The sequence below is a fragment of the Legionella wadsworthii DSM 21896 = ATCC 33877 genome, from assembly GCF_000701265.1.
Classification (GTDB): Bacteria; Pseudomonadota; Gammaproteobacteria; order Legionellales; family Legionellaceae; genus Legionella; species Legionella wadsworthii.
In genome coordinates this window covers 294,155-312,654 of record NZ_KL370759.1, presented here as the reverse complement: position 1 = coordinate 312,654, position 18,500 = coordinate 294,155, and the positions used below count along the sequence as shown (strand labels likewise).

Here is an 18,500-nt window from a genome sequence, read left to right as displayed (position 1 = left end):
GAGCTCCATTCTTTAAACAGTCAATCCTCGTAAGGCAAGCTCTTTATTCGCTTTCCCGACATGATCAACAGCTATTTGCCCTTCCAACCATGCAGCCAGCTCTCGTAATCCTTCATCGAGACTTACTTGGGATTCATAACCTAAAAGATCTCTTGCTTTAGTGACATCAGCAAAGCAATGACGGATATCACCTACCCTATATTTCCCTGTCAACTCAGCCCGAATGTCTCGATTCATCACCGAAGCGAGTTTTTCTGAAATTTCCTGAATGGTATACTGATTACCACTACCTATATTAACCACTTCACCATCGACATGATTGCTTTCTAATGCCAGTCTGCAGCCTCTTGCCACATCGTGAACATGTACAAAATCTCTTTTTTGCATTCCATCCTCAAAAATTAAAGGGGCATTACCATTTAATATTCTTGAAGCAAAAATTGCCAAAACACCTGTGTAAGGATTAGATAGTGCTTGCCGTGTGCCATATACATTAAAAAAACGTAAGGCAGTCGTGGATATTTGATAGGCCTTACCGATCATGAGGCACAGGCGTTCCTGGTCATATTTAGAAAGGGCATATACTGATGAAAGACAGGTCTTTTTGTTCTCGGGGGTTGGCAAAGGAATTAAAGGGTTATTTTCACTATCAAATAATTCCCATTTTTGATTTTTTAAATCTTCTACATGACGGTCAACTTCTTCTACTAAAATTCCTGTGGGTGATTTGCATAATCCCTCACCGTATACACTCATACTGGATGCAACAATAAGTTTTTTCGCTGAAGACTCAATGAGTGCTTCTAATAATATAGTGGTACCAACGTTGTTCACATCCATATAATCGTTGATTTGGTACATACTTTGACCGACTCCTACCATCGCAGCAAAATGAAAAACTGCATCAATGTCATGGAGGGCTTTTTTAACTATGTGTTTATCACGTATATCGCCCAATATGAGCTCAACATTAGGATTGAGGTATTCAGGTCGATGGGCATTCTTTCCATGCACCTGTTCCGATAAATTATCTAAGGCCCTCACTTCATAGCCATTTGAAAGTAATTCATCTGCCAGATGAGAACCGATAAATCCAGCGCCTCCTGTAATTAATACTTTTTTCATTTTTTTATCCTTAAAAAATGGCTGGCTTCATACCCTTATCTTGATATGAGTCAAGAGAGTTCATTGAGATCTACTTATATTTTTTATATTTATTCTCTTAGTTCGTTATTGTTGTCCTTATTAACCATGATATGGGTGGATAATCAGAGAAGTATTTTTAAGTAATTGATTCTAAAGCTAAGTGTAATAAATGACATTAGGGGGATTCCGCTTGAAATCTAGTGAAAACCCCCTTTACAATCTAATGAATATCCTCAAAATTTTTCAGGGAAAAAAAGAATTTATAAATTGGTAGTCCGTATAAAGCCGCCTCAGCCTATCCAATATCTTTTGTTTTAAAAAAATGGCCAATGAAAATTCTGCTCACAATTTCAGTTTGAATTAAAAAATTCATCATCATAGGTAAAAAGCAGTTTTTACTTTTTTTGGTGGATGAAGTGGATCGTGGAATAAAAAAGAGTCATAGAATAAAAGCAGGGTTCGCAGTAATCTTGTTTCACCTGCTCCAGATCAAATCATTTATTAAAAAGAAACCAATACAACTAATGTTCTTTTCTTATTATTTTATTAAAGTTACTTTTTTTTCCCTCTGATGTTTCTTCTTGAAAAAGCAGGGCTAGTTTATTCTTGTCAAATATTTCAAACCATTCATTCCAGGTAATAGTTTCCAGGTTTTCACCTGTATATCCAGGAAAATCTAACCGAAGTAATGAAGTTCCATCTTGTTCAGTCCCTTTAACTTTAGATGGTTTAGCCTTTCTTTCCTCTGCCCATTTCTTTATCTCTTCATGGTTACTTGTAGTATGAGTTCTTGGTGACATAAATTTCTCCTGTTTTAGATTAAATTAGAAGTCGAATTGTCGAATTGCCAATGAACCGGGGTAAAAAAGTATGAAACTCCTGGTAAACCATAGCTTTGAGGATTTTAATTTAATAAAAACTAAAGCTGCATATTACAAACTTATTCCAGAATTGAATTATGAAATTTATCTTCTATGTTAATAATAGGAAAGCTGAAAATAAATATTGAATTTTCATATTGATAATTTGGGAGATCGTTATGGATAAAAATAAAAGTTTAAATAATTTTTATCATGAAACTTTTAAAAAATGGTTAAAAGGAAAATGTTCCTCACAAGCTCAATCAGTCTCTAATGTCTTTGAAGATGAGCACCTAAGAGCACAATATGATGAACAAAGTGAGCTATTTATTATTGGAAATAAAGAATTTTCGCGATCTACAGTCGCTGATTCCATAAATAATGAAGAAGAGTTTAATCTATTAATCGTAGAAATGATTGAGGGCTTACCCATCAATAATAATTTTGAAGGTCATCCCTAAATCACTTTGAAAAATGGCTTATTACTTGTTTGTTTCTAAGTTCTACCAGGTGCTTGACAACCTATAAACAGACTTATCCACAGAAAATGTGTATAACTTAAATAAAAAATCGATCAGAAATAGAAAAAAAATCAGATGTAGCAAGGTTATCTATTTCATTCATTATTTAATGTTTTATTGAAAGAAGAAAAAATATCCACAGAATTGGATGAGTGAAGCTGCTTCGATGCATCATTATTTTATAGAAAATAAATATTAAAAAACAGTCTTGACTCAAACTATTTTCTTTAATCCACATAAGTCAATTTTTAGATTTCAATCTATTTTTATCCTCAAATCCACAGGTACTTGACTCCTTCCATGTTCCTGACGCGTTTGACTTTTTTTGGTCTATACTATTTTGAAAAGGCTTAGAGATCGATTCATAAATTTTGACGAATACATAACATAAAGGACTAAAATTCATTTCAGAAGGAAAGAAATAATGAAAAAATCAAAAATGGTCAATGAATTTGACATGCCAGCTCCACGATGGATAAGAACTTATCCTTGCGGTCCTTATCGATTTATTAATCGAGAGTTTTTCGTCATCACTTATCAAACAGATCCTGCATTGCTTGAAGACATTTTACCTCCTGGGTTAGAACTTCTTGAGCCTTATGTAAAATTTGAATTCATTCGAATGCCAGACTCAACTGGTTTTGGTGACTATACTGAATCAGGTCAAGTCATTCCGGTCCGATATAAAGGAGAAGTTGGCGGTTTCACCATCTCCATGTTTCTTGATGACCATGCCCCTATTGCAGGAGGTCGAGAAATTTGGGGATTTCCAAAAAAACTTGCCAAACCTAAATTATTTGTTGAAGAAGACGTACTCGTTGGCTTACTGGACTATGGCTCTATACGCATCGCAACTGCAACTATGGGGTACAAACATCATCAGCTCGATTCGAAGATCATTTTAGAGTCCATGAAACAACCTATTTTTCTTTTGAAAAACATCCCTGGTGTCGATGGAGCACCCCAAATAAATCAATTAACCCGAACCTATTTAACCGATATTACTGTAAAGGGTGCGTGGACAGGACCTGGAAGTTTAGAGTTACATCCCCATGCATTAGCTCCGATTGCAGCACTGCCCATTAAAAAAATAATTTCAGTAGCCCATTTTGTTACTGATTTAACATTACCTTACGGTACTGTTGTCGAAGATTATTTGAAATAAGACAACATCTTAAAAAAAATTATGTAGATAGGGAGATTTGAAATGCCAAAAAGAAAAAAAATAAATTTGGCCTTACAGGGTGGAGGTGCACATGGAGCTTTTACCTGGGGTTTACTCGATAAATTTCTTGAATCAAAATTATTTACTATTGAAGGCATTTCAGCAACCAGTGCTGGCAGCATGAATGCAGCTGCGCTTGCATATGGTTATCTTCACGGAGAAGAAGAAGGAGCAAGGGAGTGCTTGTTTAATTTTTGGCAGGCTATGAGTGATTATGGTAAACTTTATGGTATTACCGCAAAATCACCCATTGATTATTTCATTGAGCCCTTTTCTAAAACACCGTTTAATTTTTATATATTCAGTTCATTAATCAGTCTTTTTTCTCCCTATCAATTTAATCCTTTCAATTTACACCCAATACGAGATGTTTTGGAAAAAATTATTGATATAGAGCAAATAAAAAATAAAAGCAAAATTAAACTATTTATCTGTGCTACCAATGTGCAAACAGGCAAAATCCGTATTTTTGACAATAATGAATTATCCGTAAATACTCTTTTAGCCTCGGCCTGCTTACCCAAGTTGTTTCAATCCATAGAAATCGACGGAGAATATTATTGGGATGGTGGATATTTAGGAAATCCTGCTATTTTCCCTTTGATTTATAAAACAGACTGCCGAGACATTATGATTTTTCATACAGTTCCCATTGTGCGAAAAGAAATACCTACCACTTCGGCAGAAATTGATTCACGTTTAAGAGAAGTATCCTTCAACTCTTCTCTCATGCGCGAAATGCGAGCCATCGCCTTTGTTAGCAATTTAATTTCTAAAGGTCAGCTAAAAAAAGAATATGAAAAAAATTATAAAAAATTATTTATTCATATCATTCGTGCTGATGAAGACTTGCGCGAATTTCCTCTTTCAACAGTATATTCCCCGGATTGGGATTTTTTAGTCACACTGCGAGATTTGGGGCGACAAGAAGCAAGCCTTTGGATTGAAAAAAATTATGATCATATCGGGAAAAAAACAACCATTGAATTTGGGGAATGGTTATAGAGGCACAGAGGAAATTAGAAATGAGTAAAAATATCCTTTTAATTACTCTGGAAATATTCATGGATTCCCTCGCTTATATTTTAGGGAATTTTAAATATGAGTAATTCACGACAAGAATCCAATTCTAAACCAAAATATTTTGTACACAAACTAGCCTCTTTATTTACCGTATTTTCGAATATTTCTTTATTCTTGGGAAAAACAGCATGGCCTTTTATCGACATCCTATTCAGGCTATGGCTTGGCAATAAGATATTAATCGCTGGTTTGCTGCAAGCACACCATTGGGATATTAGTTTACTACTTGCCAAGAGTGAATACCCTGTGCCTTGGCTCAATCCGGAATGGGAAGCATTATTAGGTATATTGGTCCAAATAGTTGGTGGAGGCACTCTCATATTAGGTTTATTCACTCGAGTTGGCGCTTTCATGATTCTCATCCTCTCAGTCATGACCCAGATATATTATGTGAAACTCGATCTTAATTTATTACTCATCCCTTTGATGGCGGGTTATGTATTAAGAGGTGCAGGTCCATTTTCTTTAGATCATTTATTCGAACATGGACTAAGTCGTAGCCCCTTACCCTTTGCTATGAGCATTCATTATTTTTTTAAAATGACAAAACATGCATTTAATGCGGTTTATTTATTGGGTTTACGCGTTTGGTTCTTTATTACCTGGATTATCATGAGTGAGCTCATCCAACAGATGCCTCATCAGGGACTACTATTCTCTTCTTTTTGGTTTCCTGTTCATTCTCTTAGTTTGTTAATTGATCCAAGTCTTATTATTTTATCTTTTTTATTATTTTTAGGATTAGCCACTCGCGTAGTCTCTTTATTGATTCTTGTTCTATTTTGTATCAATGAATCCCATAGTGTTGCGCTTGCTTATGCCCCTTATTGGCTCATGATAATGGCTATTTTATTTGTTTCAGGGCCTGGGTTTTTCTCATTAGACCACATTTTGCTGAGTTTTTTTAGAAATAGGTATCCACAACTTTCAGGAAAACCTGCATTTACACTGGAGAACTTGCCGCATGTTGTTATTGTCGGCGGTGGGTTTGGCGGCATTGCCTGCGCTAAAGCATTACGGAATGTTCCTGTAAAGATAACCCTTATTGATAAAAATAATTATCATCTTTTCCAACCGCTTTTATATCAGGTTGCTACAGGAAATTTATCTTCAGGTGATATTGCGGTCTCGATACGATCTATTTTTTTAGATCAATTCAATGCTCAAGTCAGACTAGGGACAGTCACTGCGATTGATAAAGAAAAGCATCGAGTCATAACCGATCAATTTCAAATTTCCTACGACTATTTAGTTCTTGCTACTGGCGCAACGCATAGCTATTTTGGCAAAGATGTCTGGGAGCCCTACGCACCTGGTTTGAAAACAATTGAAGATGCGATTGCTGTTCGGAGTCGTATCATACAAACCTTTGAAAATGCGGAACTTGCAGAGACGGAAACTGAGCGCCAAAATTTATTGAATTTTGTTATTGTAGGTGGAGGACCAACAGGAGTGGAACTTGCAGGAGCTATTATTGAGCTGGCCCGCTACGGTATGGAGAAAGATTTTAGGACATTTGATCCTTACGATGCTCATGTCATTTTAATTCAGGCAGCACCTCGATTGCTTCCTGCTTTTTCAGAAAAAAGCTCGGCTAAAGTACAACAATCTCTAGAAGCTATCGGCGTCACTGTCTATACTAACAGTGCTGTGGAACATATTGATGATATGGGTGTGATAGTCCAAGGAAAAAGAATCTATTCCAAATCGGTATTTTGGGCTGCGGGGGTTAAAGCTTCACCCGCTGCTCTATGGTTAAATGCCCCAGCAGATAACACAGGCCGAGTCATTGTCAACGATGATTTTTCAGTACCTCATTGCAATAATATTTTTGCCATTGGAGATACTGCATTAGCAAATCTATGGCATGGTAAACCAATGCCGGGGTTGGCACCTGCAGCAAAACAAAGCGGTAAGTTCGTCGCTAAGAAAATTACGGCGCTGATTGATAGTAAAACGTATCCTAAACCGTTTAATTATACCCATCTAGGCAGCCTCGCAACAATTAGTAGAAAAGCATCTATCGTTGAATTCACTCATTTAAGTTTTTATGGAGAACTTGCCTGGTGGTTTTGGGGTATTATCCATGTTTCATTTTTGGTTGGAGCTCGTAATAAATTTTCTGTTTTGTCTAATTGGGTTTGGTCTTTTTTTACTTTCAGAGCGAACAACTTACTTATTACTTCGGTTAAAACAAAAAAATAAATTTTTTCAGGAGCATTAAAATCGCTCACTAAATCCTGGTTACAATAAACCATGATTTAATATGAACATGTAATGCATCTAATCATTCTGAGTTTGAACAGTGGTTTTGGTTTGATTACCTGGTTTAATATGAGCACTTAAGATGAAACTCTCAAAATTTTGGTCAGCCCCCACAATAAGCAACCCATTTTGTAGTTTAAAGAAATAAACACATTCCTCTTTTCCTTTAAACCACTGCGTCCAAGTCATACAAACACTGCCATCATCCTTCACAAGCCAGGTTCCCTGATCCTTTTGTGGGACGTCTTTAGTTGGCTGTACAAATTTTCCATTCATTTTCCCATCCTTACCAAAATAACCAGTAAACGGATTGGCGAGCACTTTATCATTGAGTGTGGCTGCGGAAATGGTAGTGATCGTTTTATCATTCAAAGCCTCTGTTACTTCCGATTTACTCATTGATGACATGGAAGCAGCAATGCTCAATGATGAAATTGATAATAGAAGTGCAGCAAGAGTTACTTGTTTCATATTTTTTCTATCCCTGAATCATAATTTTAAAATAAGAATAGCAGATAATAAAAAAAATGTATCCTAATCTATAATCAGCTAGGGCATATAATTCACTGGTTGAGGAAAGCTTAAGTAGTTTTTAGTTAATTGTTTTTCCCTTTGCTGATTTGGATTCGCATTAGCACACCAATTTGCTGATTTGGGATGCTTTGCTCCATTGCTTTTATTGACAATACAAGATTGCTTGTCAACAATTTCTGCCCTGTTAGTCGGGCATTGAGCGGGATCCATTCCATCGGTACATGGAGCAAACTTTGCATTAACTACAAAGGTATACACATTATCATTCAAATCAGTAAAGCGTACTTTGATGGGATATGAAGCGACAGTGCCTACCCTAAAGCCTGCGATTTGACTATTTGTCGGCATAATGACTTCTTGCTGGACTATCTGGCAATTTAAATTATTAGGGTCTTGGTTGAAAACACAAACACCATATTTTTTGATTAAAGGCTTACTCACTTGCTCACTTAAAGGTTGAGGCACCCCAATAGCCACGGAAAAACCATCTGCGTAACTAAACTGTTGTGGATTTTCAAGGCCATGAGTTCCACCCACAGTAAAAATAAGGCCATCTCCTAATTCGCTCATGAAACCTACGGCATCATCTACAGAAAATCCATAAGCGTCCATAGAGAGATAATTTTCATCATGAATAAGTTGTACATAAGGATTAAATAACCACTCAGGCGTGATATTGGATTCTTTGTAATTGTATTGTAAATCATGTATGTACGTTGATTGTATCTTCGCATGATCCCATCCTGTTATTTTTGTATTTGATAAAGGATTGGCGGACGCACCGCATCCTTCATTAAAGGGTACCCACCCATAGATATGCTTTATAGCCTCCCAGTAATTAAACGGTACCGGATCAACATCTGGAGTTAGATTACATTGTCCATTCGAATACATTTGCAAATATTGTTGGTGATTTTGCTTGAAAAACTGCTGTACCGCACTCAATTTTTCTTTTAAATCCGGAGGACAATCTATTTTTTGAGTGACGTATTTATTTGTATCTTCATTCCAATTGACGCAAGAACCCCAAAGGTTTTGCAAACGCTGAACTGACTCCCCAAAGTGAAGTGATTTTTTTTGCTCCTCATTACATTCTCCCTGGATACAGGACAATACAGTCAATACAGGGGGATAACCATCCGAAGGCTTGACTGGCACATCATCATTTGGAGGTAAAGTGCCTGAACGTTGGGCAAAAATGTTGTACCCCCCAGGTAATTTCAATTCAGTTAAATTATAGACTGGCCAACCATTTCCCAAGGTTTTTTTCAGGAAAGAATCAAGATGTTCTCTAAATAAACTTAAGGACATTGCTGAGCCGCTATAGCCAACATAAGGGTTATTTTTAGGTCCTATTGCGACTGGCATGTAGACATGATCTACATACGAAATGTTATAGCCTACATTCTCTGGTTTTAATATTCGGACGGATTTCTTGGGGGGGATAATTGAATCACCAAAAGTATACTCCGATAACTGTGCGTATATATTTTCTGGAAATTGAACATCACTCGAATAAGTACTTAATTTGCATTCCGTATTTTTACCTTCGCAACTCACACCTGCAGGTGTAGATAAGGATTCGTCTTTTTCATTTCGAAGCCTGTCCTTCTTGTCTGCCAACACAACGCGTCCGCCATTCCACCAGGTTATATAGCGATTCTTTGATAATTCACTGTACAAGGGGAGAGTAATGACAACAGATGAGCCGGGAGCTATTCCTGTACCCTCATTCACATATAATTTATATACAAAATTGGTAGGATAAGGGTCAATTGTACTAAAACAACCTTGAATCCATTCATTTACTGAGTTTTTACTGGTCGCGATTACGGGATAAATTATTGATTCGGAGTTATTATAGATTGTAATGGTTTTTGGTTTGATTTCAATCTGGTTTCCATCATAGTTTTTACAAGTAATTTTTTGCGCTTCAGAAAATCCAGAGATTAATAATAATCCTAGCATCCCTGAAGTAGGAATCAGAGTTTTTAGCATTATTATTCCTAGCCTGTAAATATATATAATTATATCACTTCTGTTTTTTTTATGAGTCCCTAATTATTATTTAACGTTTGCTTTACATTTACAAATAATTCGATACTGTTCGACTTGCTTTGATCATTGGAATGGTTTAAAGGTGGGAAGCTTGTACTTATTGTGACATTCTACTATGATTACAATGCTGTTCATAAGCTGTACTAATAAAAATGATATGGAGATTATAAATGAAAAAGCGAAGCTTACTAATTGCCGCTACAGCTGCAGCATTATTTACTTCAGGTGTTTACGCTGCATCTGCTTCTGAAAGTAATGGAGCAAACACTAACACGCCTACCAACCTAGCAAAAAACAACTGCAGTGGAAAAAACAATTGCAGTGGTAAACATACTTGCAAGGGTAAACATACTTGCAAGGGTAAGCACCATTGCAAAGGCAAACACTGTTGCAAAGGTTCCCACAAATGCAAAAGTTCTCACAAATGCAAAGGCTCTAACAGCTGCAAAGGAAAAAGTGACAGCAAGTCATCATCATAAGCCGTAACTCTGGAATTGATGTCTCAATTAGAGACATCAATTCATTCAATATCACATGGGATTACCGTCCAGGAATTAAGACAGATGGAAAAGAGTATAGAGCACCCTTCCAAAAAATATGCATCTTTAGGAATGGGATTAGGTTTACGCACCGAGCATTACAATTATATTTTAGAGCACAGACCCAAGGTAGAATGGTTTGAAATTCTTACTGAAAATTACTTGGTTGACGGAGGCACCCCTCTGTTTTACTTAGATAAAGTAAGGGAAAATTACCCCTTGGTGATGCATGGTGTTTCTTTATCAATTGGTAGTACCGATCCTATAAATTTAGAATATTTAAAAAGTGTGAAAGGATTAGCAGACAGAATTGAGCCTAAATGGATTTCTGATCATTTATGCTGGACTGGTGTCCATCAACGAAACATTCACGACTTATTGCCCCTGCCTTACACAGAAAGAACCATTGATCATGTGGTTGAAAGAGTAAAATACGTGCAGGATTTTTTTAAGAAGCGCATCCTACTCGAAAACGTATCCAGCTATATTACTTACAAAGAATCTGAAATGACTGAATGGGAGTTCCTATCTGAAATAGCCAGCCGTGCAGATTGTTTGATTTTATTAGATATCAATAATATTTACGTGAGCTCTTACAATCATGGTTTTATCCCTGAGACTTATTTGCTTAATATCCCGGTCCATCGAGTACAGCAATTTCATTTAGCAGGCCATCTTCATTGTAACGATTACATTATTGATACACATGATCATCCTGTAATAACCGAGGTATGGGATTTATATGCCAAAGCAATCCATCAATTTGGCGACGTTTCCACCATGATTGAACGTGATGATCGTATTCCCCCTTTTGAAGAATTATGGCAAGAACTAGAACATGCAAAAAAAATAAAGCAATGTTGCTTATCAAATGAACAAGCAGGGTTAGCATATGAAACTCTCTGAATTACATTCCTTATTACAAGATTCTATTTTAACTTCCGAACCGCTTATTAATCCTTACCTGGAATCACCACCGAAAGGTTCTATCGCTGACAGGGTATCTATCTATGCTGATGGATTTTATGCCAGACTCGAAGAAGCATTAAATAGCGACTACAGTACATTAGCTGTGGTGCTTGGAGAAGAAAAATTTAGCAAAATGAGTCGGCGTTACACTCAGGAGTATCCCTCATATAATTTTTCCTTGAACCATTTTGGAAAAAATCTAAAACAATTCCTCACTGAGTTTTCGCCCTATAAAAAAGAACCTTATTTAGCGGAGATTGCTGCATTTGAATGGGCAGAATACCAAGCCCTCATCTCTTTTGATGCAACTTTATTATCTACTGTTGATCTACAATCGTTGCCTGTTAATCAATGGCCGGAAATGAAAATTCAACTACACCCTTCCTGTGCTCTACTTTCTTTAGATTGGAATAGTCTTGCACTGATCCAGGCGGTACGTAAAAATAAATCTGTTCCCTCTCCCAAAAAGCTTCAATCATCTCAGTGTGTTTTGATTTGGCGGCGTGAACTTGATGTTTTGTATCGTGTGCTTAAGGGACCTGAGCAAGAGATGATTAAGGGAATATTCAATCAAGCAACTTTCATGGAAATCTGTGAGATATTAAGCCATCACATGCAGGAAGACCAGGTTGCAACTTACCTTGTCAAGGAATTACATGCATGGATTCAAGAAGGATGCTTTATTAAAGAAGCGCACCAAGAAAAACACTTTGGTAAATCATGACTCATCCTCTTAACTTCTAAATCCTGCTAGTAGTTTGACAGATTATAAACAGACTTATCCACAGAAAATGTGCATAAGTTAGTTTAGATATAAGGAACAAAAATTCAATATAAGATAGAGCCAGTGAGGACTTTTAGTCGTAAACTGATTCGGGCTAAAATAGGATAAGGTTTAGATATCCACAGAGAAGTGAATTAAAAAAAGAAATAAGCTTTGCTATGGTATACAAATAAAAAATAAAAAAACAGTCTTGACTCGAACTATTTTTACATTTTATTTTTAAATGGTTATAGTTTAACTTTGTGCCAATAAATGACTCTTTTCCGGGAATAAAACATGGATCCGGTGACACATGCATTTTTAGGAGCAGCTACTTCTCAGGCAATTTTATATCAAAAAGATAAACGGAACGCTTGGTTGGTCGGAGGTATCGCCGCAATGGCACCTGATTTGGATATTTTCATCCGAGAATCAGGTAATCCTATGCTTTTTTTCCTCTACCACCGTTACTTCACCCATTCTCTTCTTTTTATTCCAATAGGCGCTTTAATTGTTAGTTTATTTTTACTTCTTTTCAAAAGATTTCGTAAAAACTGGCAATTCACATTTTTAGCAGCCCTGATTGGTTATGCAACACATGGCGTATTGGATGCCTGTACTACTTACGGAACTGTTTTATTCTGGCCATTTTCAGAGATTCGAGTCAGTTGGGATGTTGTATCGATCGTGGACCCTTTGGTTACAATCATACTATGTATCGGGATCACATCGACACTTGTTTTTAATAAAAGACAACCTGTACTTATCTCGTTACTGCTGGTTGGTTTATTTATGTTATTTAATACATATCAACACCATCGGGCAATGGAAGCGGTTGAGAGTAAATTGACCCAAATGCGCTTGAAAACCCGGGAGGTTCGTGTATTTCCCAAATTATTAAGCTCAACAGCCTGGAGAGGAATTGGTAAAGCTGAAAATAATATATACATCATCGATGCGTACACTCCTCTTTTTAAAAAATATAACAGCAAATTTGTGAACAGTTATCCTTCTTTTTCTCCTTCAGATCTACCCGCATCTATAAAAAGCTCTCCCACTTTAATGAAAGATTTTGCAATTTTTAATTGGTTTACGGACTATTATCTCATTATCGCGAATAGGCAACCATTGGTGCTTGTGGATGGACGATTTTTACTCGATTCAGATGCAACCATAGGATTATGGGGTATCGAGTTTTTACCCAGACAACCTCATGTTCGAGAACTGGACTCAGTGCATTTGAAAAGTTAGTGGCTGCAAAAATTAAAGGCAAAAAATGACCTTCTGTTCAGGAAGTATATACTGCATGTTCTATAACGATAGGTGAATGGAACGATAGCGAAAATACAGCCTTTTTCCATAATTTAATATTATGAGCTGGGAACTATGATATTATTGACACTATGATTTAATACCTTTTGAGTTTTTAAAATCACTTTACAATTATGTTTCATATTGCCCTTTATCAACCTGAAATTCCACCTAACACAGGGAATATCATCCGCTTATGCGCGAACACCGGAGCGAAACTGCATTTAATTCATCCTCTGGGTTTTTCTTTATACGAAAAAGCATTACGACGTGCAGGATTGGATTATCATGAATGGGCCTCTGTGTCTCAATATGACAATTGGCAGATGTTTGTGGAACAACATTCACAAAAAAGAATTTATCCGTTTAGTGCCAGAGCAAAAAAATGCTATACCACAGTTCAATACGCCTCAGAAGACATTTTTTTGTTTGGACCTGAATCCAAGGGATTACCGGATGAAATATTGAATCAATATACTTCACTCTGCATTCCAATGCGAAAGAACAATCGAAGTTTAAATCTCTCAAATGCCGTTGCTATTGTGGTATATGAAGCTTGGAAACAAATGAAATTTGAATAAGATACTGCACGCCTAATACCCAATGCAAATTTGTCAAAACAAATGAGCTTCGGATCTAATTTAACCTGACTTTTTACTAGAGTTTTATGGCAGTTGATTTTTGAAATTCCTTCATATATAAATTAATTTGCCATTAAAGTGATTCGATATGAAATCTTTTGAAAATCCTATAATTTTAACCCTTTTTTTATAGTTAAAATTCTCTTGGACACTTTGCCTTCTTGGCATTCTGTTTGTTAAGTCCCAGTCTGGCCTTTTTTATAATGGATTACAAACTTTAATTTGTTTTAAAGGGTACATTCAAAATTTTAAGCTGGATGTTTATCCCATTTGAACTTTTTTACAAGGAGTAAAACAGTGAGAAGATTTAATTTAGCATTAGGTGTCGTTGCAGGGATGATTACCGGGAACTCTTTGGCTGAGCCGGTAATGGCCAAACCCATTGTCATACCAGAAATTAAACATGACATTTCCAAATCACTAAAGGAAATGGCATTAGAAGTTCCTAAAGCTTCTGAACCAAAAAAACATGTGGTTCCTTTACATATTGTGCCTATGAAATTACCACCAGTAGAAAAGAATTTTGTAGATCAGGCACTGCAAACAAATATCGAAAACAGTATAGTTACGATCCCAGGACTTAGTTTTTTAGGTCTTGGCCTTGGATACCCAGGGTATATTCCTAACACAACTCCACCTGATACCAACGCCGCTGTAGGTTTAACTCAAGTAGTTGAATGGGTTAACACGGATTTTGTTATTTTTAATAAGGCGACAGGCATTGCAATCACAGCTCCTACTCCAGGAAACGCTTTATGGGCTGGATTTGGAGGTCCATGCGAAGAGTTTAATGATGGTGATCCTATAGTCAAATATGACCAACTTGCCAATCGTTGGGTTTTCACGCAATTTGCAATAGGAGATAAAGAGCACCAAACACAATGTGTTGCGATTTCTATCACTCCAGATGCAACAGGCCCTTACTTCCGCTATGCCTATGATTTTGGACCTACATTTAATGATTACGGGAAATTAGCTGTTTGGCCTGATGCATATTACATGATGTTTAATATGTTCACAGCAGAATCTGGCCCTGATAATGATTTAGTTGCGCCTTTACCATTTATTCCTGGACCCGCTGCTTGTGCCATGGATCGTAATAGTATGTTGATAGGTGCGCCAGCAAGTATACAATGCTTTCAGACCCAGGTGGATGCAGGTTTATTCCTTCCATCAGATCTCGATGGCCATGTTCCGCCACCTCCAGGATCACCCAACTATTTTATCGGTCTCTTGAAAGAAAATGGCGTCACATCGATGGATCATCTCGCAGTGTGGAAATTCTATGTTAATTGGAGTAATCCATTGCTCAGTCGATTCTTTGGGCCCCTACCACTGAAAGTCGCACCATTTAACCCCAAAATATGTGAACCTAGTGATGGAAACGCGGAGGGGGATTGTGCCATGCAGCCCGGTACTACTGCGAAACTGGATGTGATATCTGACAGACCAATGTATCGATTAGCCTATCGGAATTTTGGACTCCATCAATCCTTTGTATTGAATCATAATGTTCAGGTAGGAAACCAAGTTCCTGCAACACGTTGGTATGAAATTAGAATAAACTTATTGGGTCGCATGAGCGTTCACCAGCAAGGTACTTACATGCCATATGATGGAATTGGACGATGGATGGGTAGTATTGCTATGGACAAACAAGGGAATATCGCACTGGGCTATAGTGCTTCAAGCCCTTTCCTTTTCCCATCTATCCGATACACGGGACGCAATTTTTTTGATCCGCGCAACATCATGCGAAGTGAAAATGTCATAGCTACCGGTAGTGCTTCTCAATTACCATCTAAACCCGGAGAGATTAATCGCTGGGGTGATTACAGCAGTATGGCTCTTGATCCCTCTGATGATTGTACGTTCTGGTATGCTAATGAATTTATTATGTCTCCAGAGAGCTGGAGTACCATGATTGCTTCCTTCAAATTCCCAAGCTGTCATTAAAATATTACTTGCCTCCGAACGGCATGACCTGTCATGCCGTTCATTTTTACTCATTACTAGCTATATGAACTCATAATCTTCAACAAGAAATACACTTCTTGACAACCGTAGTTTCCGAGAATCTTGCCTAATTAAATATATATTCAAATTAAAGGAATTGAATTCACATATTGACAACAAACAGAACATCTCTTATATTCGTTTAATGGTTTTTTAGTGGATTTATATTCAATGCACTATGTCAGATTATTTTTTATCATTCTAATAACACTTATTTTTTCTGGATGCAAAGAAAATAGTGAAACGAATGAGCTTCATTTTGCCACGACAGCCGAATATCCACCTTTCGAATATAGCGACCGAGGTGAACTTAAAGGTTTTGATATCGAATTGGCAAAATTAATTGCAAAAGAATTAGGGAAAAAAGCAGTGTTCGACAACATGCAATTCAGCACGGTTCTTCCTGTTTTAACCTCGGGACAAGATGATATTGCAATAGCAACCATATCCATTACTGATGCTCGAAAAAAGAATTTTGATTTTTCAGATCCCTATTATTTCGAAGGAATGGCTGCTGTATACCCTGCCAATCAACCAGTAACGACCTCAAGCCAGCTGAAAGGCAAGAGAGTTGCGGTACAGCTTGGTAGCGTCATGGAAATTTGGATGCATGAAAACTTTCCGACTTTAAAAATTATCGCGTTGGATAATAACAACCAGGCAATTGAAGCATTACTTGCTGGTCATGTTGACGTGGTTTTGTTAGATGGGACACAAGGTAAAATTTTTACCCAAAATCATGCCGGGCTTTCCTATTCCCTCATTGCTAAAGCGGATCATGGATATGCGCTTACTTTGAAGAAGGGCTCCCCATTGACCGCACAAATTAATAAAGCATTACACAAGCTAAAAGCAAATGGGGAAATTAAAAAATTGGAAAATACGTGGCTTAATAACTCATAGTGGAAAAAGCAAAAAGACCTATAGAGAATCAGTTCTCTTTAAAATAGAACACTTAATGATTCATAAGATTAATTTGAATTAGGAGACAAAAAATGTCTGTTTCCATGACATCGAATAACACGGCTTTAGTTGAAACACATTCTCAGCCAATTAATGAGATAACAACCAATACCTTTGTTATTAACTTACAGCAAGCTATATTTGATCTAGAAACAGGGACTCATCACGCGGAAATCATTGGCGATGGTCAACCTGATCGAAAGGTATCCAGGAGACCGAAACATTTTCTTACCGGAATGGAATTAAACCGAGAAGAATTGCAGCAGGTTTTAGAAATGGCCAAATCTATAAAGCATAACCCTTCTTTATACTATCACTGTTTAACTAACAAAAGTCTGGCCATGATTTTTGAAAAGCCTTCTTTCCGTACTCGATTGAGCTTTGCAATGGCCATTCAAAGTTTAGGCGGCATGGCAATTGAAAGTATCAGTAATACCAGAAAAAGCGAGACTCCGGCAGATATGGCAAGAGTGCTTAATGGATATGTTGATTTTATCATGGTAAGAACCCATGATGATGAAATTCTGCGTGAAATGGCCGAGCATTCCCAGATTCCTGTAATCAATGGTCTATCAGCCCTACATCATCCCTGCCAAATTCTTGCCGATCTATTAAGTTTATGGGAACAATTTGGATCTTTAGATGGACTCACCCTGGCCTATATAGGAGATGGTAATAACATTCTTCATAGTTTGATGTTACTCGCACCTCAATTTGGGGTTAAAATCAATTATTGTTGCCCTGAATCTCATCAGCCCATGCACGGGATGATGCAACTGGCGCAAGTTATGAAATCGGATATGATTGAGTGTTTTTCCAAACCTGAAGAAGCCGTTCAACATGCAGATGCCGTCTATACGGATGTATGGACCAGCATGGGGTTTGAACATAGAGAAGATGATGATTTTAAAGGGTTTCAGGTCAATGAATCCCTAATGTCCTTTGCAAAGCCTACAGCAGTATTTATGCATTGTATGCCCATGGAAAGAGGAAAGGAAGTATCAGAAACCTTACCAGATAGCCAAAGTTCCATTATATTTATCCAAAGTGAAAATAGAATGCATGTGCAAAAAGCTTTACTGCTTTTTTTAGATAAATATACCAAATTATAAAATTAAATGAGACATGGAACGGGTACAAAATGCCAATAATACACAAATAATTTTCAACTAAATGCAATCGATTGCGAGCACATTAGAGTAATCCGCATTATAAGTCACGGAGCACTTTTTTATTTTATCGGGAAGTTTTTGAATCAGTTGAATACTGGTATTTGAATAACCACAGGACAACCATATGTTCCCCTCATTAAAGTTCCATATCATTTTTTTTCCAGTGGAATTTTTATCATCGGGGGCTAGGCTTGCATTTTCTTGAGGAGGACCAGAATAAAATGTAATACGGGTGAAATGAGACAAATGATTCTCACCATCTATAAATACAGACCATCCCTTAATGATGCTCTTTAAGGATTGATTGGTTTGAATTTCTTTTGGGCAACTTACCGTGATTGCCGCAACACCATGAGAAAATAAGAAAAAGACTGATGTAAACTTTAGGTATGCTGAGATTTTCATAAACAGTCTCCTTGATGATTACAGAGAGG

17 protein-coding genes are annotated in these 18,500 nt (G+C 37.0%); 12 read left to right on the top strand and 5 right to left on the bottom strand.

Annotated features, from left to right (window positions below; all coding sequences use genetic code 11):
- Positions 1-12: 12 nt before the first annotated feature.
- On the bottom strand, positions 13-1,125 hold the full coding sequence (locus BU07_RS0107485; protein WP_031564814.1) for an SDR family NAD(P)-dependent oxidoreductase: 1,113 nt from the start codon (positions 1,123-1,125) through the stop codon (positions 13-15).
- A gap of 542 nt (positions 1,126-1,667) precedes the next feature.
- Positions 1,668-1,946: a hypothetical protein gene (locus tag BU07_RS0107480; RefSeq protein ID WP_031564812.1), complete on the bottom strand. Its 279-nt coding sequence runs from the start codon at positions 1,944-1,946 to the stop codon at positions 1,668-1,670.
- A gap of 239 nt (positions 1,947-2,185) precedes the next feature.
- On the opposite strand from BU07_RS0107480, the gene BU07_RS0107475 reads away from it, so the two are divergent.
- The 4 genes from BU07_RS0107475 to BU07_RS16735 all read left to right on the top strand — a co-directional run bounded on the left by BU07_RS0107475 (position 2,186) and on the right by BU07_RS16735 (position 7,040).
- The gene (locus tag BU07_RS0107475; RefSeq protein ID WP_051635504.1) at positions 2,186-2,467 is read left to right on the top strand and encodes a hypothetical protein; all 282 of its coding nucleotides are present in this window, start codon (positions 2,186-2,188) and stop codon (positions 2,465-2,467) included.
- 484 nt (positions 2,468-2,951) lie between these two features.
- A complete protein-coding gene (locus tag BU07_RS0107470) occupies positions 2,952-3,692 on the top strand; it encodes an acetoacetate decarboxylase (protein WP_031564808.1) in 741 nt (246 codons plus the stop codon).
- Positions 3,693-3,734: 42 nt separating this feature from the next.
- Positions 3,735-4,757, top strand: a complete 1,023-nt coding sequence (locus BU07_RS0107465; protein WP_031564806.1) for a patatin-like phospholipase family protein — start codon at positions 3,735-3,737, stop codon at positions 4,755-4,757.
- A gap of 96 nt (positions 4,758-4,853) precedes the next feature.
- Complete coding sequence (locus BU07_RS16735; RefSeq protein WP_084157814.1) at positions 4,854-7,040, top strand: FAD-dependent oxidoreductase; 2,187 nt, start codon at positions 4,854-4,856, stop codon at positions 7,038-7,040.
- A gap of 78 nt (positions 7,041-7,118) precedes the next feature.
- Here BU07_RS16735 and BU07_RS0107450 read toward each other — a convergent pair whose 3' ends face one another.
- Positions 7,119-7,571 carry a hypothetical protein gene (locus BU07_RS0107450; protein WP_031564802.1) on the bottom strand — a complete coding sequence of 151 codons (453 nt, stop codon included), beginning with the start codon at positions 7,569-7,571 and terminating at the stop codon, positions 7,119-7,121.
- Between the two features lie 78 nt (positions 7,572-7,649).
- Entirely contained in the window at positions 7,650-9,632 is a 1,983-nt protein-coding gene (locus tag BU07_RS0107445) for a hypothetical protein (RefSeq protein ID WP_031564799.1), read from the bottom strand.
- Between the two features lie 363 nt (positions 9,633-9,995).
- Between BU07_RS0107445 and BU07_RS17510 the strand changes: the two genes are divergently transcribed.
- From BU07_RS17510 to argF, 8 genes are all read left to right on the top strand, one after another.
- Positions 9,996-10,178, top strand: a complete 183-nt coding sequence (locus tag BU07_RS17510) for a hypothetical protein (RefSeq protein WP_162173976.1) — start codon at positions 9,996-9,998, stop codon at positions 10,176-10,178.
- Between the two features lie 77 nt (positions 10,179-10,255).
- Complete coding sequence (bufB, locus tag BU07_RS0107435; RefSeq protein WP_031564795.1) at positions 10,256-11,137, top strand: MNIO family bufferin maturase; 882 nt, start codon at positions 10,256-10,258, stop codon at positions 11,135-11,137.
- Complete coding sequence (locus tag BU07_RS0107430) at positions 11,124-11,924, top strand: HvfC/BufC N-terminal domain-containing protein (protein ID WP_051635503.1); 801 nt, start codon at positions 11,124-11,126, stop codon at positions 11,922-11,924. The genes bufB and BU07_RS0107430 overlap by 14 nt, the downstream gene beginning before the upstream one ends.
- Before the next feature lie 336 nt (positions 11,925-12,260).
- The gene (locus BU07_RS0107425) at positions 12,261-13,214 is read left to right on the top strand and encodes a metal-dependent hydrolase (RefSeq protein ID WP_031564792.1); all 954 of its coding nucleotides are present in this window, start codon (positions 12,261-12,263) and stop codon (positions 13,212-13,214) included.
- Positions 13,215-13,408: 194 nt separating this feature from the next.
- Positions 13,409-13,855: a tRNA (cytidine(34)-2'-O)-methyltransferase gene (locus tag BU07_RS0107420; protein ID WP_031564789.1), complete on the top strand. Its 447-nt coding sequence runs from the start codon at positions 13,409-13,411 to the stop codon at positions 13,853-13,855.
- A gap of 357 nt (positions 13,856-14,212) precedes the next feature.
- On the top strand, positions 14,213-15,871 hold the full coding sequence (locus BU07_RS0107415; RefSeq protein WP_031564786.1) for a hypothetical protein: 1,659 nt from the start codon (positions 14,213-14,215) through the stop codon (positions 15,869-15,871).
- 231 nt (positions 15,872-16,102) lie between these two features.
- On the top strand, positions 16,103-16,834 hold the full coding sequence (locus BU07_RS0107410) for a substrate-binding periplasmic protein (protein WP_031564784.1): 732 nt from the start codon (positions 16,103-16,105) through the stop codon (positions 16,832-16,834).
- Between the two features lie 92 nt (positions 16,835-16,926).
- Entirely contained in the window at positions 16,927-18,006 is a 1,080-nt protein-coding gene (gene argF / locus BU07_RS0107405) for an ornithine carbamoyltransferase (RefSeq protein ID WP_031564782.1), read from the top strand.
- A gap of 57 nt (positions 18,007-18,063) precedes the next feature.
- On the opposite strand, the gene BU07_RS0107400 is transcribed toward argF, so the two are convergent.
- Positions 18,064-18,471 (bottom strand): STY0301 family protein, encoded by a 408-nt coding sequence (locus tag BU07_RS0107400; RefSeq protein WP_031564780.1) that lies wholly within the window; start codon positions 18,469-18,471, stop codon positions 18,064-18,066.
- Positions 18,472-18,500: the final 29 nt, after the last annotated feature.